16 protein-coding genes and 1 pseudogene are annotated in these 26659 nt (G+C 40.3%); 9 read left to right on the forward strand and 8 right to left on the reverse strand.

Going from position 1 to position 26659, the window contains the following annotated elements; genetic code table 11:
* Positions 1-435: 435 nt before the first annotated feature.
* Positions 436-1502, forward strand: a protein-coding gene (locus PUQ00_RS09465) for an ISKra4 family transposase (protein WP_300415518.1) whose coding sequence is annotated in 2 segments (ribosomal slippage) — positions 436-601 and positions 601-1502 — 1068 coding nt in all. Because the reading frame shifts where the segments join, the coding sequence is not laid out codon by codon here.
* Between the two features lie 327 nt (positions 1503-1829).
* Here PUQ00_RS09465 and PUQ00_RS09470 read toward each other — a convergent pair.
* A pseudogene (locus PUQ00_RS09470) lies at positions 1830-2198 on the reverse strand (toll/interleukin-1 receptor domain-containing protein); the annotation flags it as partial.
* Between the two features lie 241 nt (positions 2199-2439).
* Here PUQ00_RS09470 and PUQ00_RS09475 point away from each other — a divergent pair.
* From PUQ00_RS09475 to PUQ00_RS09505, 7 genes are all read left to right on the forward strand, one after another.
* Positions 2440-2664: a site-specific integrase gene (locus tag PUQ00_RS09475; protein WP_300415448.1), complete on the forward strand. Its 225-nt coding sequence runs from the start codon at positions 2440-2442 to the stop codon at positions 2662-2664.
* Positions 2665-2835: 171 nt separating this feature from the next.
* On the forward strand, positions 2836-5592 hold the full coding sequence (locus PUQ00_RS09480; RefSeq protein WP_300415450.1) for a DUF3131 domain-containing protein: 2757 nt from the start codon (positions 2836-2838) through the stop codon (positions 5590-5592).
* A 240-nt stretch (positions 5593-5832) separates the two neighbouring features.
* A complete protein-coding gene (locus PUQ00_RS09485; RefSeq protein ID WP_300415452.1) occupies positions 5833-6891 on the forward strand; it encodes a glycosyl hydrolase in 1059 nt (352 codons plus the stop codon).
* Positions 6892-8352: a DUF3131 domain-containing protein gene (locus tag PUQ00_RS09490; RefSeq protein WP_300415454.1), complete on the forward strand. Its 1461-nt coding sequence runs from the start codon at positions 6892-6894 to the stop codon at positions 8350-8352.
* 89 nt (positions 8353-8441) lie between these two features.
* Complete coding sequence (locus PUQ00_RS09495; protein ID WP_300415456.1) at positions 8442-10454, forward strand: glycosyltransferase family 2 protein; 2013 nt, start codon at positions 8442-8444, stop codon at positions 10452-10454.
* Positions 10455-10506: 52 nt separating this feature from the next.
* Positions 10507-11220, forward strand: coding sequence for a PIG-L deacetylase family protein (locus tag PUQ00_RS09500; RefSeq protein ID WP_300415458.1), 714 nt, complete (start codon positions 10507-10509; stop codon positions 11218-11220).
* Positions 11221-11319: 99 nt separating this feature from the next.
* Complete coding sequence (locus tag PUQ00_RS09505; protein WP_300415460.1) at positions 11320-11646, forward strand: STAS domain-containing protein; 327 nt, start codon at positions 11320-11322, stop codon at positions 11644-11646.
* A gap of 42 nt (positions 11647-11688) precedes the next feature.
* Here the strand turns inward: PUQ00_RS09505 and PUQ00_RS09510 are convergent, their stop codons facing one another.
* A complete protein-coding gene (locus PUQ00_RS09510; protein WP_300415462.1) occupies positions 11689-12879 on the reverse strand; it encodes a SpoIIE family protein phosphatase in 1191 nt (396 codons plus the stop codon).
* 138 nt (positions 12880-13017) lie between these two features.
* Here PUQ00_RS09510 and PUQ00_RS09515 point away from each other — a divergent pair, with 138 nt between their 5' ends.
* Positions 13018-13434 carry an anti-sigma regulatory factor gene (locus tag PUQ00_RS09515; RefSeq protein WP_300415464.1) on the forward strand — a complete coding sequence of 139 codons (417 nt, stop codon included), beginning with the start codon at positions 13018-13020 and terminating at the stop codon, positions 13432-13434.
* Between the two features lie 14 nt (positions 13435-13448).
* Here PUQ00_RS09515 and PUQ00_RS09520 read toward each other — a convergent pair whose 3' ends face one another.
* From PUQ00_RS09520 to PUQ00_RS09545, 6 genes are all read right to left on the reverse strand, one after another.
* A complete protein-coding gene (locus PUQ00_RS09520; RefSeq protein WP_300415466.1) occupies positions 13449-15896 on the reverse strand; it encodes an ATP-binding protein in 2448 nt (815 codons plus the stop codon).
* Between the two features lie 16 nt (positions 15897-15912).
* Complete coding sequence (locus tag PUQ00_RS09525; RefSeq protein WP_300415468.1) at positions 15913-16437, reverse strand: Rab family GTPase; 525 nt, start codon at positions 16435-16437, stop codon at positions 15913-15915.
* Positions 16438-16493: 56 nt separating this feature from the next.
* Positions 16494-18695, reverse strand: coding sequence for an OmpA family protein (locus tag PUQ00_RS09530; RefSeq protein ID WP_300415470.1), 2202 nt, complete (start codon positions 18693-18695; stop codon positions 16494-16496).
* Positions 18696-18838: 143 nt separating this feature from the next.
* Positions 18839-19486, reverse strand: coding sequence for a hypothetical protein (locus PUQ00_RS09535; protein WP_300415472.1), 648 nt, complete (start codon positions 19484-19486; stop codon positions 18839-18841).
* A 405-nt stretch (positions 19487-19891) separates the two neighbouring features.
* Entirely contained in the window at positions 19892-24637 is a 4746-nt protein-coding gene (locus tag PUQ00_RS09540; RefSeq protein ID WP_300415474.1) for a GAF domain-containing protein, read from the reverse strand.
* A gap of 224 nt (positions 24638-24861) precedes the next feature.
* A complete protein-coding gene (locus PUQ00_RS09545; RefSeq protein WP_300415476.1) occupies positions 24862-26280 on the reverse strand; it encodes a hypothetical protein in 1419 nt (472 codons plus the stop codon).
* Between the last annotated feature and the right edge of the window lie 379 nt (positions 26281-26659).

Here is a 26659-nt window from a genome sequence, read left to right on the forward strand (position 1 = left end):
TCAAATTGAGATTAGCGATCGCTCCACCATTATAATATAGTAGAGTTCCTGTGCAGACGCTTTTAGATTATCTCGTTAGCCTCCGTTCCGCGTGCAGCCGCTTGTTAGGTATTCTAGCAGCGTTGAATTGAGACTTTTCTTTATTTTACATTCCATAGTATTTTGCACTAAAGCCTACTGTTAAAGGAGCTCCATCATATAAACAAGAAACACTTATTTTTAGTTTTTTCCTGTGGTCATAATAAGTGTGGAAGTGTGTCTACTTTCGTGAAAGTTCTATTTCCGATGGATTTATACTAAGTGATCCAAGTATTGGTACTGAATCAAACTCTTGTGTTTGCAAATGAGGTGCGGTTTTCTGGGAGCATCCAGTTTTGGAAGATTTACCATTTCTGAGAAAATATAGAAGGAAAGAACCCTGTGCGATCGCTGACTATGAGCCAAGAGAAACAAGAACGGATCAAAGCCTGCTTACAAGAACTGGCAACATTACTGTACTCGGAAGCTGATAAGAGTCAGTTAATAGACCTTGAAGGTATAGAAAAAACAGTTCGTAGCCAAATATTAGAATATGTCGGCCCAGAAATAGCCCTTTTTTTCTCGAACAAACAACAAAAACAAAAATTGGTAAAACGAGGAAAATCAAAAGCTTAGTTGGGGAACTGAAATTAAAAGCTAAACAGATACAGAGGCTGGGTTTGAAACCAAGGAGTCGATTAAGTCCATTACTTCAAAAGTGCTGTTTGAGGCTATCAGCTAAGGAATCATACCAAAAAGCAGAAATCGAAATTGAGGCATTGACAGGAGTGAAAGTTGGACATACAACGCAACAAAAACTAGTGCTGTCACAAGATTTTCAATTACCACTTGCTAAACAATCAGTTTCAGAAGTCAGCCTAGATGGAGGAAAAGTCCGACTCAGGGGTAAACCAAAAGCAGGCTGTCACTGGCGAGACTATAAAACTGTTCGTCTGCAAGGCATTTACTATGGTGCATTTTTTGATGATAATCAATCATTAATTGATTACGTCAATAGCCAATGTTTGGTGAATCCACTTATTTGCTTAGGAGATGGTCATGATGGAGTTTGGAATTTAGTTAAGGAATTTGGAACTGAACCATTTGAACGTTGGGAAATTTTGGATTGGTATCATCTCAAGGAAAATCTTTATAAAATTGGTGGTTCTTTAAAGCGACTCAAAGCTGCTGAAACTCTTTTATGGCATGGTCAAGTAGAAAAAGCTAAAGCTTTATTTGAACATTGTCGGGGCAAACAAGCTAAAAACTTCATTGCTTATCTCGAAAAACATCGCTCTCGTATTATTAACTATAGCTATTACCAAGCTGAACAACTGTGTTCTATTGGTTCTGGTGCCGTCGAGTCTGCTATCAAACAAATTGGCGCAAGAATTAAAATTTCTGGCGCACAGTGGAATATAGAAAGTGTCAACCAGATCCTTTCTGTTCGTTGTGCTTATCTCAATGGGTTGCTTGCAATTTGAGTCTTTCTGCCAAAAGTGGATGCTCCCGGTTTTCTTCAGATCAACTTCAACATAATTGATGAGATTACCCTCGGCCTCAAGAAGCATATGACAATCATCATTATCAATAATTATATTGCCGACTTCATTCGGTTCCTCCCTTACGGCAGTTGAGGCGGAGGCAATGCTCATGCCTATATATTGGAATGGTCTGTGAAATGGCTTACTAAATAAAGGAAGATTTATTATCGCTGCTTTATCCAATGCTTGACCTAAAGTAGTACCAGTAAGATTGCTTTCAAGAGCGTTTTTATTGAATACAACCCCAATACTACGCACAAGTTTTGCAAAGGCATCTTCATACCGAGATTCTTCGGTAAAGTCAGCATAAGACTTACCAAGTAAAAACCCCGGTAATTCACAGTTACGATACATAATCGGAAGAACCTTAACTCTTCTCCCCTTAATCTCTTGATTCATGGCTACATCCATTTCTCGCTGTACCCAAGATGAGACAATTGAATTCGGAGATAGAATAATAGCAACATAGTCTACTTTATCCAAACCACTTCTGATTTTCTCTATTAAAGAGTCTCCAACGTTTATTTCAGCTTCATCAAGCCAAAATTTAACGCCGTGGTTGTCCAAATCTCTTGCAAGCTGCCTAACAAAAGGTTTGTCTTCCTTGTTGTGGCTAAGAAATACACTGACTGTCATCTATGGGCATACTCCCTTTGAATACCATATGTAATACTTATAGGTATTTATTTTCATGTTATGCAGAATTTTTACATCCAATACCCTATTTTAGATATTAGACTAAAAATTTTCTTTCCGTATAAATACTCTATTTTGGTTTTAAAACCTGATTTTCAGTATATTCCTTGGTGATATCCAGAATTTTTCTAGATAACATCCGATTTAGGACATTATACGGAAATTTTCTAGATATTACTTTATGCAAGAAGGCCCAAAAAAGCTGCTAGAACAGGTTCAGGATACAATTCGGCTTAAGCATTATTATTACAAAACAGAAAAAAGCTACATTAACTGGATTAGGCGTTACATCTTTTTTCATGATAAGCGCCATTCTAAAGATATGGAGAGTGCGGAAATAGAAGCATTTCTAACACATTTAGCTGTTAAAGAAAACGTCACTGTGTCAACTCAAAATCTATCATGAGTGCGCGATTTGATGTTGTTCGCTGACGCTACTCGACTAAATCGATAAAGCCATTACGAAAAGAACAGACCTGGTAAAGCTCGATTTATGAATTATAACTGTACAGACGGGCTATAACGCTCCTAACTCCTTCTTTGCAATATGATATATAAACCCCCTCAACAAAAGCTGTTGAGATGGATTGCATTGTTCCTAATTGGAACATTTCTGCAATTGTTGTTCTACATCCCGACACCAGTTTTATCCCAATCCAGTAGCTGTAGCACTCTTACTGCTCCTCTCACCGCTGAGGAACAAACTTATGCTCACGCTGCTTGGCAGTATTTTGTGAAAAATTATCAGCCAGCAACGGGATTTACCAACTCTACCGGGGGTTATCCTTCTGGTACACTCTGGGATATGGGTAACTACCTGATGGCATTGAATGCTGCACGCTGGTTAAATCTTACTGACCAAGCAGACTTTGATTCCCGCCTCAATAAGTTTTTGACGACTCTCAGCAGCTTGAAGTTATTTGAAGATACCTTGCCCAATAAAGTCTATAATGCAGCCACCGCACAGATGGTTGATTATGGTAATAATCCGCTTGAGCGGGGTATTGGTTGGTCTGCTTTGGATGTCGGGCGAATACTGGCTGCGTTTGATGTCATCCGTACCTGTCATCCTCAATATAATGATTGGCTCAAAGGAATTGTAGCGAAATGGCAAGTAGCGCGATCGCTCAAAGATGGACAACTTTTTGGCGCTACTGTTCTCCCAGACAACAAAACGTTACTGGTGCAAGAAGGACGACTCGGCTACGAAGAATACGGCGCTAGAGGCTATGGACTTTGGGGTTTCTCTGCACCCAAGGCTATTTCTTTAGAACCATTTAAGCTGGTCGAAATTAATGGTGTGCAAATTCCCGTTGATACCCGTGACTTTAAAAGCACCAATGCTAATAATTATGTTGTGAGTGAGTCTTATATCCTTGATGGGATTGAATTTGGCTTGCAAGGTGAGTTAGCTGATTTTGCTGCCAGGGTTTTAGATGTGCAAAAACGGCGTTATGATACCACAGGCCAGTTGACTGCGGTAACAGAAGATAATATTGACCAAACGCCTTATTTTCTTTACAACACCGTCTACGCCAACGGTGCAACCTGGGCAACTATTACCGATGCCAATCAACCTTATCCACAGTTTCGCAGCATCAGTACAAAAGCAGCTTTTGGCTGGCGCTATCTTTTTCCAGATAATGCCTATGCCCAAAAAGTTTTTGATGCAGTCAAGGATCTCCGCAGTCCTGATGATAGCGGTTACTATGCTGGTATCTATGAAGAATCAAAACAACCCAACAAAGCTTTGACAGGTAATACTAATGGGTTAATTTTAGAGATTTTATACTACAAAGCTAAGGGAAATCACCCTTTAATTGCTTCCACTTCTGTAAGTGTGTCTACTGGTAAGCCCAGTGAAAATGCTTCTTCGACAACACCTCCAAATTCTACTGTCACACCTCCGATCGCAATCCCTGCGGACACTTCTAATAAAGTCATAGAAGTGACCATTGCACCTATTCCACCAGTGGATAATCCTGAATCATCATTTAACCTGAAACTAGATCGATCACTGACGGTTATTGAACGACGTTATGCGGAGGCGGCTTGGGGATACTTTCAAGCAAATTATCACTCCCAGAGTGGGCTGATCGACGATCGCAGTGATTTCAAAGGCGCAACTCTCTGGGGATTGGGAGATTATCTGGCAGCACTCCATGCAGTGCGATCGCTCGATATAATTACCCCGAAAGAATTTGACCAGCGCACCCGACATCTTTTAGCAGCCTTGACAAAGTTACCGTTATTTGCAACAGAGTTGCCGAGTCGGGGTTACGATACGCGATCGCTCCAACCAGTAGATTATGGTGGAAATCCAGTTCCAGAAGGAAACGGCTGGTCAGCTTTAGATTTAGGCAGGATACTCGCAGCGCTTTACAACTTAAAAACTTGTCATCCAGAATATACGGCTGCCGTAGATAAAATTGTGCTGGATTGGTCATACTTGCGTGTGGTGCGCGAAGGTATTCTCTCCAGTGCTACAACCGCTAAAGATCAAGATGGGCGAGTTATTACCCATGTAAACCCTGAAACCCGTTTGGGTTATGAGGAATATGCTGCTCGTGCTTTTCAATTATGGGGATTTAATGTTGAGCATTCTGCTGTTGGCGGTGAATATGAAACTGCCTTAGTAGAGGGAGTGAAGGTCCCAGTCCAACGCCGTCGCAGGAATACTAACTCCAAAAACCAATACACAGTTAGCAATCCTTTCTTACTCTATGCACTGGAGTTTGGACTAGATCCACAAATGCGATCGCTCTTTGAGCCAATTTTTCAGGCGCAAGCTGAACGTTACCGTCGCACCGGCATCCTCACAGCCTCAGCTACCACTTTGATTGATCGTAAACCTTACACCGTTCATAGCTCAATTAGTGAGTCTTGGGTGGCTTTAGGAGACGATGGTAAATCTGTACCAAAGGGGCGATTGGTAAGTACAGCAGTAGCTTTTGCCTATCATGCCTTGCTTCCAGAAAACAAGTACAGTCAAGAGTTACTGCAAGGAACGACTGACTTATATAATCCATTAGTTGGATTTTATGAGGGCTTCTATGAAACTACGGGTAAAACGGCAATTGGTTTCACCAGCAGCACCAACAGTATGATTTTGCAATCCTTGCTATCCGAAGTGACGAATCGACAACCCCTAATTCGTCCGACTACCACCATGAAATCTCCTTGGTGGCAAGAAGTTAGTAAGGGAAATTCTGGGCGAGGTTTACCCAACACTGCTACACAACGAACCAAGTTAATTTCTGATAGTTCTGGAAGTTACTGGGTTTCAGATAGCGAAAAAACTACGTTAGGAAGTAGTACAAAAGTTACAAATTAAAGAAGAATTCAGAAGTCAGAATTCACCATCAAAGCCGGACTCGTTGGCGGAGCCTCTGGTAGAGTTGAGGCTGCGCTATCCGCCAGTCGTAGAGAATACACGAATTGTACTCTGATTTCTGACTCCTGAATTCTGTTTTGTTATTAATCAGTTCTTTTTGGGAATACTTGTACATGATGCGGTAACTTTTACGAGCAACATGCATTTCGATTCAAAATCCCTGTTTATTCTTTCAAATCTATGAACAAGGTACGGCTGGCGCTGATGATGCTAATTTTACTAGGAAGCATCCTTGTGAGTAAAAATCTCATGGCGGTTGCTGATGCCTCAAGGCAACTCGAAAACCGTAAAGGAAACCAAATTCGCAACCAAACAGCTTTCGGTATCCCTGTACTACTAGGACTGTACACTCCAGATTACATCGGAAATCAAAGTACAATTGACAGCCAATTGCGTCAAGTTGATCAATGGACTGGTAAGCGCCATTCTATTGCGGGATTTTTCTTTGATATCGAAGACTCGAATCCTGCTTACAACATCCCAGTTTCCCTAGAACAACTGAAGCACAATGGATACACAGCCTTTATTAATCTCAAATCCACTCATTCAGCAGCGCAGATTGCTAGGGGAGACATAGATAGTTCTCTGCAAAAAGTGGCAAAAGCCTATGCTAAATGGGCAAATCAAGGCGAGGGTCGTATTGCGTTTATCGCTCCGTTGCAAGAGATGAACATTGCTGGAGAAGCATACAGCAAAGACCCGCAGAACTTCAAGTTAGCTTATCAACGTATCCAAAAGATATTTAAAGAGACTGGTGTATCTTCACAAGCAATCCGTTGGGTATTTGCGCCTAATGGTTGGAGTGAAAACAATGAACATCGCTTTGAAAACTACTATCCTGGCGACAAGTGGGTAGATATCGTTGCCTTTAGTTCGTACAACTGGGGCTATTGTAGTAATTCTTCTTGGAAGCACTGGAATAGCCCAAAAGAAGTTTTTGAACCATATATTAAGCGGATGAAGGTTATGGCTGGTAGTAAGCCGATTTTCATCGCTCAAACAGCTAGTACGAGTAATACCCAAAATGGTTTACAAAGAAGTACTAAAGACCAATGGTTACGAGACTCTTACACTCAGCTACCTGGGATGGGTGTAAGAGCCATCCTTTACTTCAATATTAATAAGGAATGTGATTGGGCAATTAACAGTAATAGCGGCAAATCTGCTGGTTATAAAGACGCTGTAAATAATCCGGATTTCGGCTATTTATCCCCTGCTGAGTTGGCAAATAAAATATAAATGGCAACAACCGTTATTAAAAGTATGATTTTGCAATCAGTTTTGTACGCAACGACAAATCAACAACTCCTACTTTGTCCGAGTACGGCGACGTGGCAATGCTTTCCTACCTCATCTATGATCATTGCTGCCGCTAATAGCTTTAACCCTGATGTCAAAACACCACCGTCACAAACCGTTCCAGAACCTACTGCTCCCACAGTCACGCCACTACCGCTAAAACCAACAGCTACGCCAGAAAAACCTGCTACTTCTTCGCCAATAGTTCATTTACCACAATTGACCGAAGAAGCGGATCAAATTGCCGCTGAGCGGGCTTGGAAATATTTTGAACGTAATTGGAATCCCCAAACAGGTTTAATAAATTCGGCAGACAACTTGCCCTGGACAACTTGGTGGGATCAGGGTAGCGCCTTATTAGGAATTCATGCGGCTCGCCAGTTAGGGTTATTGCCGCAAGATATGTTTCAACAGAGGATGAACAATTTACTACAAACCTTAGAAAAACTGCCGCTACCTGCAACTGGTTTACCCAACAAAGCTTATAGCACCCGTACTGCCGAAATGCGCCAACTCAATGACACCCCCGATCCCAAGGGTACAAGTGGTTGGTCAGTGCTAGATATGGCGCGATTTTTATTAGGATTGCATGTTATGCGATCGCATTATCCAGAATATAGCGATCGGATTAATCGCATCGTCGCTGGCTGGAATCTATCGAAACTTGTCAAAGATGGTTGGTTAAATGGTGCTATCCCCAGAGCCGGCAAACTTCTCGAAGTCCAGGAAGGGCGATTAGGCTACGAGCAATACGCTGCTCACAGTCTAAAGCTGTGGAACATTCGAGCTACTAATGCTCTCTCCAATCCACCAGTAAAGACGGTTAAGGTTGATGGTGTTACTCTGCAAATCGATCAACGGAATTTAAAAAACTCTGGAGCTACTAACTATCTGACGAATGATCCTTATCTGCTTTGGGGTTTAGAAATGGGTTGGAATGATGCTGTCAAACCTCAAGTGCAAAATCTTTTGAAAGTGCAACTACAACGGTTTAAGCGTACTGGAATTTTAACTGCTATAAATGAAGATTCCTTGGATCGTCCCCCCTACTTTCTGTATTACAGCGTCTACGCCAATGGTGAAGCTTGGCAAGCCGTTAACACTAGCGGAAAAGCCTATCCCCAATTGCGGTTTGTCAGTACGAAAGCGGCATTTTCTTGGTTTGCTCTCATGCCAGATGAGGCTTACACGAAAATGCTACGAAACTTTGTTCAAAATTTATCAGATAAAAATCGCGGCTATCTTTCAGGACGATACGAAAATTCCAAACTCGGTGTTAATGCTTCACTTGATGTTAATACCAATGCGATCGTTTTAGAAAGTCTGCTTTATCAAGCCAGAGGTAGACATCCACTGGTGCTTGAATCCAGGAGCCAACAACCAGGAATCAAAAGAGAATAATGCCTATAAAATATGTGTTTTGAGCTTTTTCAATGTTAGTTAATTTTGCCACATTGCACTAATGTTTTAGATTAATTACTGGTACTAAGATGACTTCAATTTCTATTAGCGATAATTCCTCAAACTTTTCCGGCAACAGTCGTTCAGCACTCAAAAAAAGAACGCTGTTATTTCGCTATTTGGCAGAAATAAATTTAATTTTTGGGATCTGGTATTTGCAATGGCGCATTACCCATTCCATCAATTTTGATGCGCTCTGGATCTCGATTCCTTTGCTGATAGCGGAAATTTATAGTTATTTCGGCGGACTGATGTTTGTAATTGGGTTATGGCGTCCTTTAGTCCGACAGATTAAGTCTATCGACCAGATGACCCCGCTTCTACCCAGATCAGACTGGCCAACAGTAGATGTGTTTGTAACATGCTACAACGAACCACCAGAAATTGTCGAAGAAACTGCCAAAGCTGCTCTGGTAATGGATTATCCGCCAACAAAGTTACGGGTTTTTGTGCTGGATGATGGCAACTCGGCTGCTATGCGAGCGATGACAGAAAGATTGTGTATTGAGGATTTGCAGTCACCAAAACTACAGCTAGAGGCGGAGCGGATTGATGCAGAACACTCTTATTTGTTGGACCGTTTGAAGCAACTGGAAAATCTGACACCTAATACTCAAGCCGCAGAACAATGGCTGCAAGCATCATCATCATCAGAACCAGTTACCGAATTTGTGCAAAGTCTGCGATCGCTTATACTTTGGTTATCTCCGGCTGACCAAAGTATAAGCGATTCTCCTGTAAAGACGCTACGCGATCGCTTAATTACCGAACGCAAAGCCTTAAAAGAAGCTATTCGCAAGAAAGAACTGGAACTAGTTGAACTTGCTCGTTTTCGCTACATTGCTCGTCCCAAACAATCTGGTGTAGCCCACCACGCTAAAGCGGGTAATCTCAATTACGCGATTTTTTCTGGAGAAACTTTAGGACAGTTTATTCTTACCCTAGATGCTGACCATATTCCCAAACCACAATTTCTCAAGCGAGTTCTGCCTTATTTCTACACCTATAATCTTTTCACAGGTAAATATGAGCCGAATAAAATTGCTTTTGTACAGACACCCCAGGATTTTTACAACATTCCTCCAGGCGATCCGTTTGGGCATCAAGCACATTTATTTTATGGGCCACTCCAACAAGGTAAGGATGGCATGAATGCGGCTTTTTATACAGGAACAGATGCAATATTAAGGCGTGAGGCATTGATTAGTGTCGGACTACAATATTTTGCTGATGAGTATGCCAAAGATGAAAAAAGTTTAAATGAATTTCATTTAATTGGTGGGATATCGAGTAATAGTATTACGGAAGATATGAATACAGCCATGCGTCTACATGGTGCTGGATGGAAATCTATTTATCACCATGAACTTCTGGCAGAAGGTTTAGCGCCAGATGACCTGAGTTCTACTCTGAAACAGCGGCTACGCTGGGCACAAGGAACTATCCAAGTATTACTGAGAGAAAATCCACTAACAAAACCAGGGCTAACCTTTTGGCAAAGATTGCACTATTTTAAAACTATGTATAGCTATTTCTCTGGTTTTGCTACTCTGGTTTTTATCTCTTGTCCAATCATCTATTTTTTCACAGACATCGTTCCAGTTAAAACCTACGGCTCTGATTTTGCCCTCCACTTTTTTCCAGCTTTTATTATCAACCGCTTAACTTTTATTGTAGCGACTTGGGGCATTCCAGCTAGAGAAATTTGGCGAGCTGAACAATATGCGATCGCTTTATTTCCCTTGTTTATTCAAGCCGTCTTAAGTGTGTTTTTTGGTAGCAAACTCAAATTCCAAGTAACACCTAAGCAGCGACAATCTGGAGTATATCTCCAACTAGTTTGGCCTCAACTACTTATCTTTTTGCTGACTATTTTAGGAATATTATGGAGCCTTTACCGCTTTGCAATTGGTAATCTAAATAATCCTTTGATTCACTTAATCAATGGTGCATGGGCTATCTATAACTTGTTACTTTTGTCGGCTATCATCCGTGCATCTGTTTGGCAGCCGCCGAAAGAGGACGCGATGATGGGGGGATGACGAAGAACTCCTAACTTTTTATTCATAAATGCAATCTAGAAAGAAAACAGCTATGAGCACTTATTCAGACTTAAAAAACTTTAGTCAGCGAACTGTCTTAACAATTTATGCTCACGCTGATGATGAAGTCCTACCTGCTGCTGGTACTCTCAGTCTGATGTCTAAGGCAGGATGGAATGTTCGTTGCTTAATTTTGACTGATGGTGGTCTTTCTAGTTCGCCTATTAAGGGTACACGTCATCAAGAAGCAGATGCAGCTGGTAAAATCATCGGTGCAACTTACGAGTTTCATGCACTTGAGGAGTGCAATTTCTCCACACAAGCAGTGATTAAAGTTGCTGAAGAATCTATTGGGCGTTGGCAACCGGATCTGATTATTACTCATGCACCACAACCTGAAAAATATGGACATAGAGATCATGAAGTGTGTGCGATCGCAGTTTCTAATGTTGCTACCCGCAAAAACATACCCTTATGGTATTCAGCACCACCTGTTTTTTTGCGTGGTTTTGAACCAAACTTTTTTGTAGATATTACCTCTGTAATTGAGGAAAAAGTCGCAGCTATTGGTTGTTATGAATCAGAGGCAAGCAAAGCATTTATGCAACTAGATGCAATACTTATTATCTCACGTTTTTGGGCACGAGAATTAGGTCAAAAAGATGGTTATTTTGAAGCTTTTGAGATTTCTCGACAATGGGTTGATGCTAGTTTCTTTACTGCAATAGCAAATAATAGTAATCACCAAGCAATAAAACAAAACTAATTGCAGTAGTTTATTGCTATATCTATTGCGGTTTACATTAGATCAATGCCAAAATAGAAAGATATAGTTTTCAAGCCAAATAATCGGAAAATAAAAACCATGAATTTGAGTGTAAAAGTACTAGAAATATCTGGGATTTTAGATGGGATTAGAGGTAATGAACTACGTCGTGAAGTTAGCAACGTTGTGGACAATGGAGCCGATATTTTGCTGCTTGATCTTAAAGAAGTAAAGTTTATTGATAGCTCTGGCTTAGGTGCTTTAGTCTCCGCAATGCAAATCGTACGAGCTGCTAATGGTAAACTTTTTGTCTGTTCGATCAGCGATCAAGTCAGAATGTTGTTTGAACTGACTAAAATGGATAGAATTTTTAAAACCTTTGCTGACCAGGATGAATTCAATCGTCAAGTATTGGCAACACAGTAAGCTGCTAAATAACACAAAAATCAATATGTACATTTGACTAAACTAACCAAACTTAACTTTTACTAAAGATAAGTCATCATCCAGATTGTCTTGAGCATTTAAAGTGTGAATCTTCGCTAATAGTTGATTTAGGTTACACGTATCTTTCAGGCTATATTCGGTTAGTAAGTCAATGAAAGCATCAATACCCCAAATTTGACCATCTGGCTGATTAATTTCATAAGTACCATCACTAAAGATATATAAAGTGCTGTTTTCTTCAATTTCAAAAACAGCATCCTCAAATTTGACTTCAGGTAAAAAGCCAATTGGTAAATCTAAAGAAGTTAGCTGTTTAACTTGAATACTGTTCGTAGAGGTATTAGATAACAGTAAAGCTGGTGGATGTCCAGCGTTGGCATAAATGAGTTGACGTTTAAGGGGGTGATAAACTCCATACCAGATTGTGAAGTATTTATCACCGTGCTTTCTCATTTGGAAGGCGTGATTTAGGGCTTTGAGGACTTCACTTGGTTCACAAAAGTTAGTGTTCGGTAGAGATTGCGATCGCAAAACATTAAGTACAGATACAGATAGGAGGGCTGAACCCACCCCATGACCTGATACATCTAACAAATAAATTGCTAAATTATCCTCGTCAATCCAATGATGATCGAAGCAATCACCCCCTAACTGTGCTGAGGGAATAAATAGACTTTCTGTAGTTACTGCTCCGACAAGCGGCGAGGGTAAAAGCGATCGCACATAATCAGCTGCCTCAACCAATTCTGCTTCCAAAATTTGCTTTTGGGTTTGCAAATTCTGATTGAGTGTCTCCAAAGCTTGCTTTTGACTTTGTAAATCCTGATTCAGCTGGTGTAACCTTAATCCTGCTCTTACCCGTGCTTTCAATTCATTCATCTCTATTGGTTTAGAGATAAACTCATCCGCTCCAGCGTCAAGTCCCCTAACTCTATCTTCCTCTTCTCCTGGAGCCGCTCCCCTAGCCGTCAATAGAATAAAAAAAGTAGTTGCCAACTCTATATCTGCCCTAATTCGACGACACACTTCTAACCCATCTAGCTGGGACATCATCCAGTCACAGATAATCAGAGCAGGATGTAGTAATTGTGCTTGTGCAATTCCTTCCTGGCCATTGCTAGCTACACTGGTATCATAACCCTGATTTTGGAGTGTTCTTTTCAGTACTGTTCGCACTATCGGGTCATCATCAATAACCAGAATTTTAAACATAGATTACAGTTTATTAAGTAAATAGTTGCTTTAATTTAAGTTATATGCAATTTAGTTGAGAATGTATAGTGAAAATACTCAAATTAAATAAATTAATTACCGAATATGATGAACTCAAAATATTTTATTGGTTAAGAAGTGAAAAATAAAATTTATCTCAAAGTCAACACAGACCTAACAGCGTCGCCTCAAGTGTTGTCTTGGTTCGAGCAAATGAATCAACCACCTATTGCCGATAAAAAAATTTGGTGGCAATGTCAAACACTTTTGATGGAAGGCTTTACTAACATTGTTGAACATGCCCATAGAAATTTACCCATTGAAACTCCGATTGAGATAGAAGCTGTGCGGTTAGATGAATACATAGAAATTCGGATTTGGTCTGAAGGTGAAGCCTTTGATTTAGAGCAGCAATTGCAACAAACGTCTGAATTTGAGGAGAATGAGCAAGAGCGCGGTCGTGGTTTAAAAATCATGTCCGCCATTGCTGACAAGTTGAGTTATGAGCCAACAGTTGATAATCGTTACTGTTTATTTATTAGTAAATCTTATTAAAATTACTGCAACATTCACAATTCTGACTCCTGACTCCTGATTAAAAACTCTTGGATACGTTTCACAAACTCTTCTAACTCTGAGATGAAGTTAGTACCACCTTGATGCTCTTGATTGTCAGCTAGTTGTTCTAATTTTTGTGCTGCCAGATGCATGGTTGTAGCTCCCATATTGGCACTAGCACCTTTAATTTGATGGGCTTGGAGCGTTAGTTGCTCAAAATCATGAGCTGTGATCGCTATTTTCATTACCTCTAGACGAGGTTGAATATCTTCAACAAATATTTGCAGTAATTCAAATTCAAATTCTAGGTTGTTTTCCGAGATTTGATGCAAACGTTCCCAATCAATTGGGAGATCAACTGAACCTACATGTGTTGTAGAAATTGTCTGCTCTGTGGCAGCTGTTTCTTTTACTTTGGATATCATACTTTCCCAATGCTCTAGCACCGCAGCCAATTTTTCTTTCATTACTGGCTTGCTCAGATAGTCGTCCATTCCGGCATCTAGACACATTTGTTTGTCTTCTTTCATGGCATTAGCTGTCATCGCAATTATTACAGGACGACGACCACTAGCAAAGCTGCTTTCTTGCCAACGATAAATTTCTTTTGTGGTTTCTAAACCGTCGAGAATCGGCATTTGGTAATCCATCAAAATCAAATCGTAAGGAATTTTTTCTAATAGCTGCAACGCTTCTTGACCATTAACAGCGACATCAGCACTGTAGCCCAAGCTCTGGAGTTGCTTCAAAGCTATTTTCTGATTCACTAGATTATCTTCAGTTAAGAGAATTCTTAATTTATGGGAATCAGGAGAATGATAATTAGCATTGTTATCGTAATTTTTCACTTCTGAATTCTCTACTCCTGACCCTTCTCTACAAGACGCTGCGCGTAGCTTGCTTCCCCGTAAGGGTACGGCAAGCTCAGGGCACCTCTCCTGACTCCCCGACTCATCTGGAATAACAGAAGCGGCAATCGTAAAGTAAAATGTACTACCTGCATTAAGTTCGCTTTCAACCCAAATTCTGCCACCCATTAACTCGCACAGTTGCTTGCAGATGGCAAGACCTAACCCAGTACCGCCATACTGTCGAGTCATCGAGGAGTTAACTTGACTGAAGGCTTTAAATAAACGTTCCAAGCGATCGCTTGGAATTCCAATGCCTGTATCTTTAACACTAAACTGAATTTCCTCAGTATTTGCAGCAGAGGAATGATTAATATCGCTATTCTTGCGGATTATAACTGAAATTTCTATGCTTCCAGTTTCGGTAAATTTAATAGCATTACTGAGTAGATTAATTAAGACTTGGCGCAGTCGGGTGATATCCCCCACAATCATAGTAGGAACTTTAGGAGTATCTAAAAATGTCAGTTTTAAACCTTTTTCTTGAGCTGTAGGCGCAAGTAAATAAAAAGCTTCATTAATGCAATTTCGCAAACTAAAAGGTTCCTCTTCTAGTTCTAAGTTGCCCGATTGTATTTTGGAGAAGTCAAGGAAATCGTTAATAATATTGAGTAAGGAATCTCCACTGGTGTAAATAATTTCAATAAAGTTTTTCTGTTCAACAGTCAATTCACTATCTAGTAACAAATTAGCTATACCAATTACTGATGAAATCGGAGTCCGAACCTCATGGCTAATCATCGCTAAAAATTCCTGTTTCGCAAGCTCTGCCTGCTTCCGTTCAGTTATGTCTCGCAAAATGTAAACATAACCTTGAAAATGTTCAACTTCTGTCTTCACTATTGAGGATGAAAAAGCTACGGGAATTTTTTTACCACTTTTGGTATAGCAAAAGGTTTCTACCTCTTTTTTTAAAGTATTTATATTTTGAGGCTGGAAAATATCAATGCTTTCACCAATTATTGGCGGATAACTATTGACTTCTCTAATAATTTTTGTTATAGATTGACCTAGAATATCTACTTCGTCATATTCCAACAAAATTTGTGCGGCTAGATTTATTTTTTTTATCTTTCCTGATAGCGTTGTCACCAACAACGCGTCTGCCATTGATGTCACAATTTGGTCAATATATTCTTTACAAGCCTTTAAGTTACGTAGCAAAAGATTTGCTTCATTTGCACCTTGGAACAAAGATTGCTCAAGAACCATCCGTTCTGTCGAGTCTTCTACAAGAATGATTAGCGGATTGCTAGAAGAATTTTCTTGAATATTATTAGTAATCCGAATATCAATATACAAAGGAGAATCCGTATCTTGTGAGCGCATAATTCCTTTTAATTCAAAATTATCTTGCTCTCCCTGTCGAATTGCATCAAAAATATCTTCAAGTCCCTCTAATTCTGGAAATACAATCCGAGCATCCTGACCTGGCTTCACTTCATTAGGAATATCGGTAAAATGATTTAGTCCTAAAGACTTCTCCAGAATCTTGAAATTTTCATCAATTATCAAATATTCAATCCGACATACAGATAATAAGTTTGTCAAAAATAAGTTCATCTTACTAAATTAAACGAGTGGCTAAGGCTTGAAATATTTCATTAACATTATTGCCAGTTTTAGCTGAAGTTATATATGTGTCTAGTATATTAGCTTGATCAGTGAATTGATACATTTTGCGGATGTTTTCTAAATATTCGGCTGCAATCATATCTGATTTGTTCAGTGCAACAACAATATAGCTTTTAGGATTAACAGTTAAAAAAGTTTGAATATGCTCCCGGAGATGATTGAGCGTTTCTGGTTGTGTCACATCACCAACTATCACAGCACCTTTAGAACCTTGAAAATAATTTTGAGCAACTGCCTTAAACTTATTACTACCTTCAATATCCCAAATTATCAGTTGTAAATCCTGCCTATTATCTAAACCTTCTTTAGAAGAACTAACTAATTTTCGGGAGATTTTTACTCCGACAGTTGAAAGGTATTCGTCACTAAATTGACACTCGACAAATTGGCGAATTAGACTAGTTTTGCCAACACCAAAATCACCAAACAAGCATATTTTTTTAGAGATTGTAGACATAATATCCTCTGATCCGAATCATCGCTACTATAAACTTAAAATTGCTTGTTTATTTTTCAATTTTTAATTTTTAACGGTTCTAGAATGACACAACGGCTTAACCACAAGGGCTGAGTTTCATCAATTCCTGGTGGTAAATTTGTCCTAGCAATGACCTGTAGACGAGATGGCTCAACACCTAATTTAATCAGTGCTTGTTGTACAGCCTTTGCTCGCGCTAGTGCCAATTTTTGAGATGCGATCGCATTTGCACCAGTACGATCATAAGTATAACCAATGATTTTCAAATCCTTATTTGGGTGCTGATTCAGGAAAAAACTTACCTGTTGAACCTTGGACATTAAATCCGTTTTCATCAAACTTGCTGAGTCGGGTTGAAAGTAAAATCGAACTTCAATTCGCAAGGGTTGTACTCGTACCACGCTAGACACAGATTTAACGCCTGGAATTTGTTCAAATGCATGAGCAATAATCTGAGCATCTGCAATCCGGTTGACAGTACCTTCCACAGCTACTTTATCAGCGATATATTGAGCGGAAATTGCTATACCGTCAGTCTGATTTAAAACTGCTGTGACTCGTTTGACTTCAGCAGCAGCTAATACAGGGTCTGGCGGTACTTCTACTAATAAAATTTGATTGTCAATCAACCAATTAGGGGAAGTTATTTTGACGATTTCCTCGGCTTTCTGGCGAAGAAGTTGATTAGGTAATCGTCCTGTTAATTTTAATTTCTTGTGTTCTACCTGCACCGTAAGCCGATATACGGCTAGTTCTGGAGTAGAAGTTAGAGCCAACGAAGTTTGATTTTCAATGGAACGTATAACTCCACTATGGTATTGCCAAATACCCCAAGGAATGAAAATGGTGCTGATAACTGTTAAGCCTAATAGTAGTAGCGGCGATAATTTGTTTTTATTTTTCTGCTGTATTTCTGTACCTTTCAGATCTTCTAGAAGTGTATAAACTTCAATAGGAATTAAATCTTGATCGCCGTCAAATTTTTCAATTAAATCACCATATTTTTTAATGATTTTGCTGAATATTTGCCGCATTTCGTAGGTAAAAGTTTTACTTGGCTTTCCTTGCACAACTATTGCTAAATAACAGTATCCAGCAACTTCTAAAATTATTTTGGATGTTCCATATTCAATTGCGTCTAATTCTGTCATGCTTCCAGATTGATTAATGCAATCATTGGCAAAACTGCGAATTGCTGTCAGCATTCCTGCAATCATTTCAGCCTCTAGGTGCTCTGCATCAGAGTGCTGAATATCTGAGATAATTAAACCAGATGCTTTATGAATCAAGAAAATGGCTTGAATTGTAAATGGTAGAGCTTCTTTAAGAATTAATTCTGCTTCGGAAACTCCCTGTAACTTGGCACGAATTTTACGTATGATGCCTTCAACGCTGAGGGTTTCTTCAACTTGTCTGTTAATGGCATTGATTGTCTCTCCCATATATTTAGCTATAGTACTACCAATAATTGGGTAGAGTGCATCCACAACAATATTCTGTTCAATTTCAATTTGCTTTTTTATGGCTTGTCCTATTACAGGAGCGATCGCATCTGAAACTTCTTCTGAAGCAACAATAATCTGCTGGGAAATAGCTAGGGAAATAACAGGAGCGATCGCTGTACTCATGCTATTTTTATCCTGTTCGGTGCGACTGTGAATAGCCTGATCAATAATCGGAGCAATTACCTGGGCAATTTCCTCTCTCGACTCCGCAATCGTCAGCCTTAAAAGCTCAGAAATCGACGGTAGTAGTAGATTGATTAGCTCTTTAGGGTCGTAAATTTGCTGCTCTATTTTTGTTAACTGTTGTTCAAATTTAGCTGTAATATTGTTTATTTCTGCTAATTCGTATCCGATCAATATCTCCCGTAATTTTTGCAATGCATCCTCTGAATTGTCTAAGTTTTCCTCAAAAGTTGCAAATGTTTCCAGAGATTTTTCTAATTCTTCTTGAGGAATTTGTGAGAAATTAGATATTTGTTGAGGAAAATTAAAAGACGACTCTAAATAAGCTTCACATACTTCTAATGTCGCGGGAGGAAGTTGCAGTAATTCAATTTGTTCTGCAATACACTCATTACTATGATTAGTTTCTAATGGCAATAAAGAAAAAGATTGCTCAGGTGATTCAATAATTTTGAGTTCGACGAGTAAATGTAATAAATTGTCAAGCTGTACAGATATTTCTGGCTTTAACTCAACAGATTGAGAAATCGAATTTTCCACCTGAGTCATATCAGTAAGTTTTACTATTTAAAAGTGCTGTTAGCGGATAGCTAGGGTTTAGCCCGTGCTGAGTTAGGAGTTAGAGGAGTTAGGAGTTATTATTCTCCTCCTGCTTCCCCTGCTCCTTGATCTCTGCTGGCTTTTTGACTTGATTATGAATGTAATTCTGCGGTACTGTTGGAGTGAGTTAACACTTTTGACAACTTTGTAGTTTCTAGAAACGGTAGAGTAGTATATTTGTCGCTGCCTTCATTGGCTGCTTCTCGCAATTTCGGAATGAATTCAGTTTCTTTCAGACGCATTCCCAAGGCAAACAAAGTTTCAGCCATATCGTCTTTAGAAACTTTAGCGTCTGTCAACTGCGAGAAACGTCGATCTATTTCTTCTAAAATCAGATCCCGTAATGCCGTGACATCATCTTGTAATTGGACTTTAGTCTGAAAGATTTCATCTCGAATCGAGGTAGTTTGGCTATCTAATGTCTCATCAAGCGACTGAACGCTGTTAGAGAACTTTTTATTGAGTCTATCAACCTGTTGCCGTAAGTCAAGAGTTTCTTCTTGAGTTGTCACGTTGAGTGACTTCAGCTTTTTCTCCACCGCCTCAAACCCTGCCTTTAGTTCACCCGAAAAGTTGGACTTGAGTTGATCAACCTGCGATCGCATCTGTTGTTGCAACAGAGAGATATCTGATTCCAGCTTACTAAATCGATTTTCGTACTCTCTTACCTGTGTTCCCAGGATAATATCCCGGATCTGATCGATATTGCCAAGCCGTTCTCGTACATCGTCTTTACTCATCTGACTCATTAGGAAAATCTCACTTTTTAGTAATCAATTGGGATAGCAGGTGATGGATTTAATTGAGACTTAGGCTAAAAATTTTCAGCATAGGACGCAGCTAACTCACCGAACCTACTTTTAGTACATCAAATTTATTATTCCCACTTATTCACAAGTTCTATCTTCAAAATCTGACAATTCAGGTCATGTGGAAAAGCCCACGAAAAACCTAACCCGCTTCCCAACGCTCTCAGGGGAGAATTCTAAGTCTCTCTCCTTTGATTTAGAGAGAGATTTTACAGATGCCCTGAAAAGTCAGCTTCAAAATAGGGAATGAGTAATGAGAAATGGAAAATAGATATTTTTCGTGCTTACTCAAAAAAAATCGTCACTGGTAATTTATTAATAAATATTATTAATTCTTCAGATTTTGGCGTTACTATCTTTAGAAATCAAAAACTCTTGGATGCGTTCAACAAACTCTTCTAACTCTGAGATAAAGTTAGTAGTACCTCGACGTTCTTGGTTACGAGCAAATTGTTCTAGTTTTTCTGCTGCCAAGTGCATGGTTGTAGCTCCTATATTGGCACTAGCACCTTTAATTTGATGGGCTTGGAGCGCTAGTTCCTGAAAATCATGAGATGCGATCGCTATTTTAACTACCTCTAGACGAGGTTGAATATCTTCAACAAATATTTGCAGTAGTTCTAATTCAAATTCTGGGTTATTTTCCGAGATTTGATGCAAACGTTCCCAATCAATTAGGAGGTCAACTGAACCTGCATCTATGGTAGAAACTGTCTGCTCTGGGACAGCTGTTTCTTTTGCCCTGAATATCACACTTTTCCAACGCTCTAGCGCCGCAGCCAATTTTTCTTTAATTACTGGCTTACTCAGATAGTCGTCCATTCCGGCATCTAGACACATTTGTTGATCTTCTTTCATGGCATTAGCTGTCATTGCAATTACCACAGGGCGATGACTGCTAGCAAAGCTGCTTTCTTGCCAACGATGAATTTCTTTTGTGGTTTCTAAACCGTCGAGAACTGGCATTTGGCAATCCATCAGAATTAAATCGTAGGGAATTTTTTCCAATAACTGCAAAACTTCTTTGCCATTACCAGCGACATCAGCACTGTAACCCAGGCTTTGGAGTTGCTTCAAGGCAACTTTTTGATTCACCAGATTATCTTCAGCTAAGAGAATTCTAAAACTTCGGCTTCGCTCAGTTTTAGCAGTGAGCGTAGTCGAACTGCTAAGTTTGGGGGAGTCAGGAGAATAATCCTTGCTGTTGTTGTCGTAATTTTTCAGTTCTAACTCTTGAATTCTGACTTCTGACTTTTGACTCCTAAATTCTGACTCCTCTTGTTCCGGGTGCACTCCTAAAATAGTCATGATGGTATCGAGAAGTCGTGACGGCTTAACAGGTTTGACCAAATAAGCCGCAAATCCGATTTTTAGCGCCCGTTGGATTTCATCCCGTTGATTAGTAGAGGTAAGTATAATCAAAGGTAGCCCAGCGATCGCTGAATTTGCCTTAATTTGCTCTCCTAAAGTCATGCCATCTATTTCTGGCATCTGCATATCAATCAGAGCAATGTCATAGAGATTTTTTTGGTTGGCAGACTCCTGAATAACTTTCAGGGCAGTAGTAGCCGAAACAGCCTGATCCACCAGCATCCCCCAACGGGTAGCTTGATGATAGATGATTTTGCGATTAGTAGCATTATCATCTACTACTAACAAGCGGCGATTGAGCAAAAGTTGGCCTTCGCCTTGTGAGGAAATAGGGTAAAGTTGCTTGGCGAGAGTTACTTCAAACCAAAACTTAGATCCTTTCCCCAAACGACTTTCTACGCCAATTTTTCCCCCCATCAAGCTCACCAGTTGTTTGCAGATGGCTAATCCCAAACCTGTGCCACCATATTTGCGGGTGGTGGAAGCATCTACTTGGGTAAATGGCGTAAAGAGTTTGCATTGGTCTTCAGGGGTAATGCCAAGACCGGTATCTGTGAGCGCAAAATAAATGGTGGCTGTAGTAGAATTTTCTGAACGCAATTCGGCTCGTAGTACTACCTCTCCATTGCTGGTGAACTTGATCGCATTGGTGATCAAGTTCATGAGAATTTGCCGCAGGCGGCCAGCATCGCCTTGAAGGTGAGTGGGGACGTTGTTATAGATCAACGCTGCAATTTCTAATCCCTTTTTATGGGCTGAGGGAGCCAATAATTCCAACACCTCTTCCACAGAGCTAGATAAGTCAAAATCTAGAGTTTCTAGTGCCATTTCCCCAGCCTCAAGTTTGGACAAATCCAAAATTTCGTTGATCAGGCTTAAGAGAGCGTCTCCACTAATGCGAATTGTTTCGATAAAATCTCGTTGCTCCGAGTTGAGCGGAGTTTCTAACATTAAGCTTGTCATCCCCAACACAGCATTCATCGGAGTTCTGATTTCATGGCTCATGTTGGCCAAAAAAGCACTTTTGGTTTGAGAAGCTAATTCAGCTTGCTGACGGGCAATTTCGAGTTCTCGTCGCTGTTCAGTTTCGGCGTTTAACATTTGGGCTTGGGCTAAGGCAATACCAACTTGGTCAGCTATTTGCCGTAAAAGATGAGTTTCAAAGCTAGACCAGTGGCGGTAACTGCCACACTGATGGACAATCAGCAAACCGCAAAGTTCTTCTTTGACAAGAAGGGGTATGATTAAATTCGATTTGACTCCAAATTCTTGCAGTAATTCCATTTGGCTTTTTTGGACTTCAACTATGTCCAAGTCACCAAGCGCCAGATTCTGTTTTTGACGGTATTGCTGTAGATAGTACTGCTCTATGTATTCTGCTTGAAAGTAAGCATTGGTGAGCTTTTTATCTTTGATTGCCAGCCAACTAGATATTACTGCCTCCACCACGGTGCTTCCAGATCCATCTGCCAAAGGTTGATAAATCAAAACTCGATCGCTATGGAGAATTTTTTGTACCTCCGTAACAGTGATTTGGAAAATTTCTTTGATTTGCAAAGATTGACGAATCTTCAGGGTGATTTCAGTAAATAGTTGCGATCGCAAATTTTGGCGTTTGAGTTCTTCTTCTGCCTGCTTGCGCTCAATAAACTGCCCTACCTGCTCACTAATAGAATTCATGACTTTTGCCAAATCTGGGTCAGGTTGCTGGATCTGATGGCTAAAGCAGGTAATAACACCGAGGACTTTTTGACCACTACGGATCGGAAAACCGAAAGCTCCGTGCAGTTCTGCTTGAGCAGCGATTTGAGAGCGGACGAAATTCTGATCTTTAACAACATCAGCGATCCAAACAGGTTCAGCACTAGCCCAGACACGACCAGGCAGCCCAATTCCTGGTGGAAAGGTGGTTTGCCGACTTAGGATGTCAAATTCTTGCATCTCAAAGGAGATTTTATACCATGAATTTAGCAAACTTAGTAGATTTACTTGCTGATCTACCATCCAAAATTCACTTAAATCCCATCCCAAACTTTCGCAGATTCCTTGCATGATTTGGGGCATGGCTTCGTTGATTGTAGTTGACTCTGCTAAGATGCGCGTTGTAGAATACTCTGCTTTAAGATGCTGTTCAGCTCGTTTGCGTAAGCGAAGCTCTTCGTAGACATCGCTGATGTCAATACCAGTGCCAATAATATATTCAACTTCGCCCTGATCGTCTTGCAAAAAAGTGTTAGCCCAGGCAATCAGCCGTCGATTGCCATCTTTAGTTACCCAATAGTTTTCGTATTCGTTGGGCGCTTCACTAAATCGCAACTCCTCAAAAACTGCTTTAACCCGCCCAATATCTTCTGGAAGTAGAAACAAATTCCAGAAATGCCTTCCTCTCACCTCATCAAATGAGTAACCAGTTGTTTGTTCACAAGCTTGATTGAAGCGAATAATTTGCCCTTGTGTGTCAACAACTATTACCAAAGTGCTGGCTGTATCAAGAACTGCTGAGATAAATTTGCGTTCTTTGCTCAGTGTCTCCTCTGTTAATTTACGCTGTTTTACCTGACGATAAATGAAGTAGTAGACTATGAAAAGAATCAGAAAATTTAGGACAATAGCGATCGCAAGTGTCAAAAGAGTATTGTCGGCACTAATTTTTGTGATTTTTAACTGCTGCTGAAATTCTTCCGTCTCTTTGTTTTTCATCTCACGAATGATATTGCGGATATCACTCATTAAGTTATTTCTCTGATTTGTATTCATTACCTCCAGTGCAGCATCTAATCCTAAATTCTGGCGCAAGTCGATAGTTTTTTTCAGTTCGTTCAGCTTTACTGTGATCAGGGATTCAAGGGTATTGAGTTGACTCAGTTGCTGAGGATCATTTGCTGTTAATTTTCTTAACTGCTTAATTTCGGGAGCAAATTTGGCAATTGCTGTCTGATATGGTTTTAGATACGCATTCTGCCTAGTGAGTATATAACCGCGTTGTTCCGTTTCCGTATCTTTGATATTAGACAGCAGTTCTTGCAAGTTGTTGATTGTCAGTTGGGTGTTATGCAACTTTTTATTAGTATTAATCAACACTCCCGTACTCTGATAGAAGAACGTGCCAATCAGGATTAAAATTGCCAACGCCAACCCAAATCCCGCAGCTACTCTTTTAAAAAATTGTTTGCGTATTTTCTCTGTCTGTTTGCGTGTATCACTCGCCAATACGAAACTTGCTAAGTTGCGCCGCATTTCTAGTTGCTTGATTACCTGGCGACCTAGTATTCGTAATGCTTCAACTTGTTCTGGAGAGAGGTCTCTTGGTATATGGTCAACTACACAAAGAGTTCCTAGTGCATATCCTTCAGGGTTAATTAGCGGTACAGCAGCATAAAACCGAACATTCGCGTCAGAGGTGACAAATGGATTTGTCGCAAACCTTTCGTCTTCTGTGGCATTAGGCACAACAAAAACTTCAGGTTGCATAATAGTATGGGCGCAGAATGAGATATTTCGGGGTGTTTGTAGGGCATTCAAACCAACTTTTGACTTAAACCACTGGCGATCGCTATCAATTAAACTGATTAAAGCAATAGGAGTTCCACAAATATATGAGGCTAAACGGGTGAGGTCGTCAAAGGCAGCTTCCGAAGGAGTATCAAGGATCTTATACTGCAAAAGAGATTGGATTCGCTGTATTTCGTTATCAGGTAATGGCGCTTTCATTCTTCAGCCTCATACCATTTTGGATTTTAGATTTTAGATTTTGGATTGGGAATCGTCTTGATGTGAATTCATTTATCGGCATCATTTTTAAAATTGGTATTATCTCCGGCTGAAGTTGTTGCTACAGAATTGAAAATTACGAATTACTGTCTTCGCCACGGAGAGGGACTCATTGTCCCTTGCGCGTCTCGTAGAGAGCGTCATTACGAATTATTAACTGACTCTTAAAATTTGACCCGCAACTGTCCTGTCAAAGAATTGCCACTGTAGGCACTTTCCCCTGTATCTTGATTGCGAACATTACTAAAGGTATAGCCCAAGTCTGCTTCTATATTGGGCGACAGCTTTATCGTGCAGCGCGTTTGATAGGTATTAGCGTTGTCAAATTTTCCTTGAAGTCGCTGCTGTCCTAAGTTGGCAGCAAAGCGACAGCGTAAGAAATTAGCAATATCTCCCTCCCAAGCCACCTCAGCGTTATAAACTAGGAAATCTGGTGGAGAAAAATAGCCACTTGTGCGTTCTAAATTGCGATCGTAACTCCAACTGAATAAGTTAGCTGCCAGCGAAAATTGTCCAAACTTGCGCTCTAATCTACTAAAAGACTGCACCTCGGAATTACCATCGTTGTAACTACCCAAACGTAATGACGAAAACAAGCTGATGTTACGGTCAATTTGCCAGTATAAATCAGGCCCAAATCGCCAAGCAGTAATTTGATTGCCTAAAGTTTGGGCATTGGATTTATAAGGGCCTTGTTCTAAATTACCTGATACTACTACTACCGATAGCAATCGACCTGATGGCGACACTTGCGGCGGCGAAATGGGAGCTTCCACCTTAGCATTGAGATTAATAGCTGTGGGTAAACGATTGAACACATCGACTCCGACTGCTGTTTGCAGAGTCACTTGCCCAATTTTTCCTTGCCATCCAACTTGTAAGGGAAAATTAGTAATTGATTCAATACCGCGTTGCTCAAAGAAGTTAAAACCTGTCTTGAAAAATATTTTATTGCCATTACTCAATCGAAACTGAACTGTTGGTTCAAGGAAAAAATTGGTTTGGCCAAAGTTGTCTGTGTCATAGCGATAATCCGTATAAATACTTTCCAAAACTGCATCCGGCGTTCCTGGTTCGGTGGAAGTTGTTGGTGAGCTAGAATTCTGCGGTGGTTTGGGCAACGCTGGCGGTACGGGTAACACAGGCGGTAATCGCAGCTCAGGATTGAAGTTTTCCGGTGCCGCCATCAAAACAGGTCTTGGCTTTAATCGATTGGGAAACGGCATTGAAAATTCTAAGTCACCAAAGTTCAGTTTGCTTTCTTGCTTGGCAAAGCCAGAGGGCAAACGCGGACTCGCTAACGCTACGCTATTCCCCCAAGCCGCCGCTCTGACATCTGTATGAGTTCTAAGTTTTAAGTATTGCTCTGCTGACTCAGGATTTACTTTGGCCACTCCTTCGGCCAATTCTGAAGGTGATTTCCAAGTCTGATATGTTTGAGCAGCTTGTAACTTAAGTTCTGATTGTGCCCAAATACCTACGCTACAGATTACTCCTAATTGAATCTGTAAACATCCCAAAGTCAACTCAGTGTATAAGTGAGATCGAGAAACAAAAAGATCACGTCTAAAACTATCTGCCATAGGTCGATACTGTAGTTGTAAATAAAAAACTTGCTGCCAAAAAATTTTCTGGCTGCTAACTGATGTATTCGGCTTGGGATTATAGTGCCCACAACAGACCCTTGTTAAGACATGACAAAAGAAAAAGGCGTTACGGAACGGCAGGGTTAGGGAGAATCAAGAAAAAGAATGTAGAGACGTAGTAGTGCTACGTCTCTACAAGGATTCTGGATAAGGGACTGACAAATACAGGACTTATGCACTCAAAACCTGAAACCTAGATCCCCCCTAACCCACGCCAGTCGCCTCAAGTCGGGAAACCCGCCCACAGCGCTGGCTCCCCTTAAAAAGGGGGGAACTTTAAAAGCCCCCTTTTTAAGGGGGTTGGGGGATCTCTTGT

This window comes from Nostoc sp. S13, assembly GCF_029379315.1.
Taxonomy (GTDB): domain Bacteria; phylum Cyanobacteriota; class Cyanobacteriia; order Cyanobacteriales; family Nostocaceae; genus Nostoc.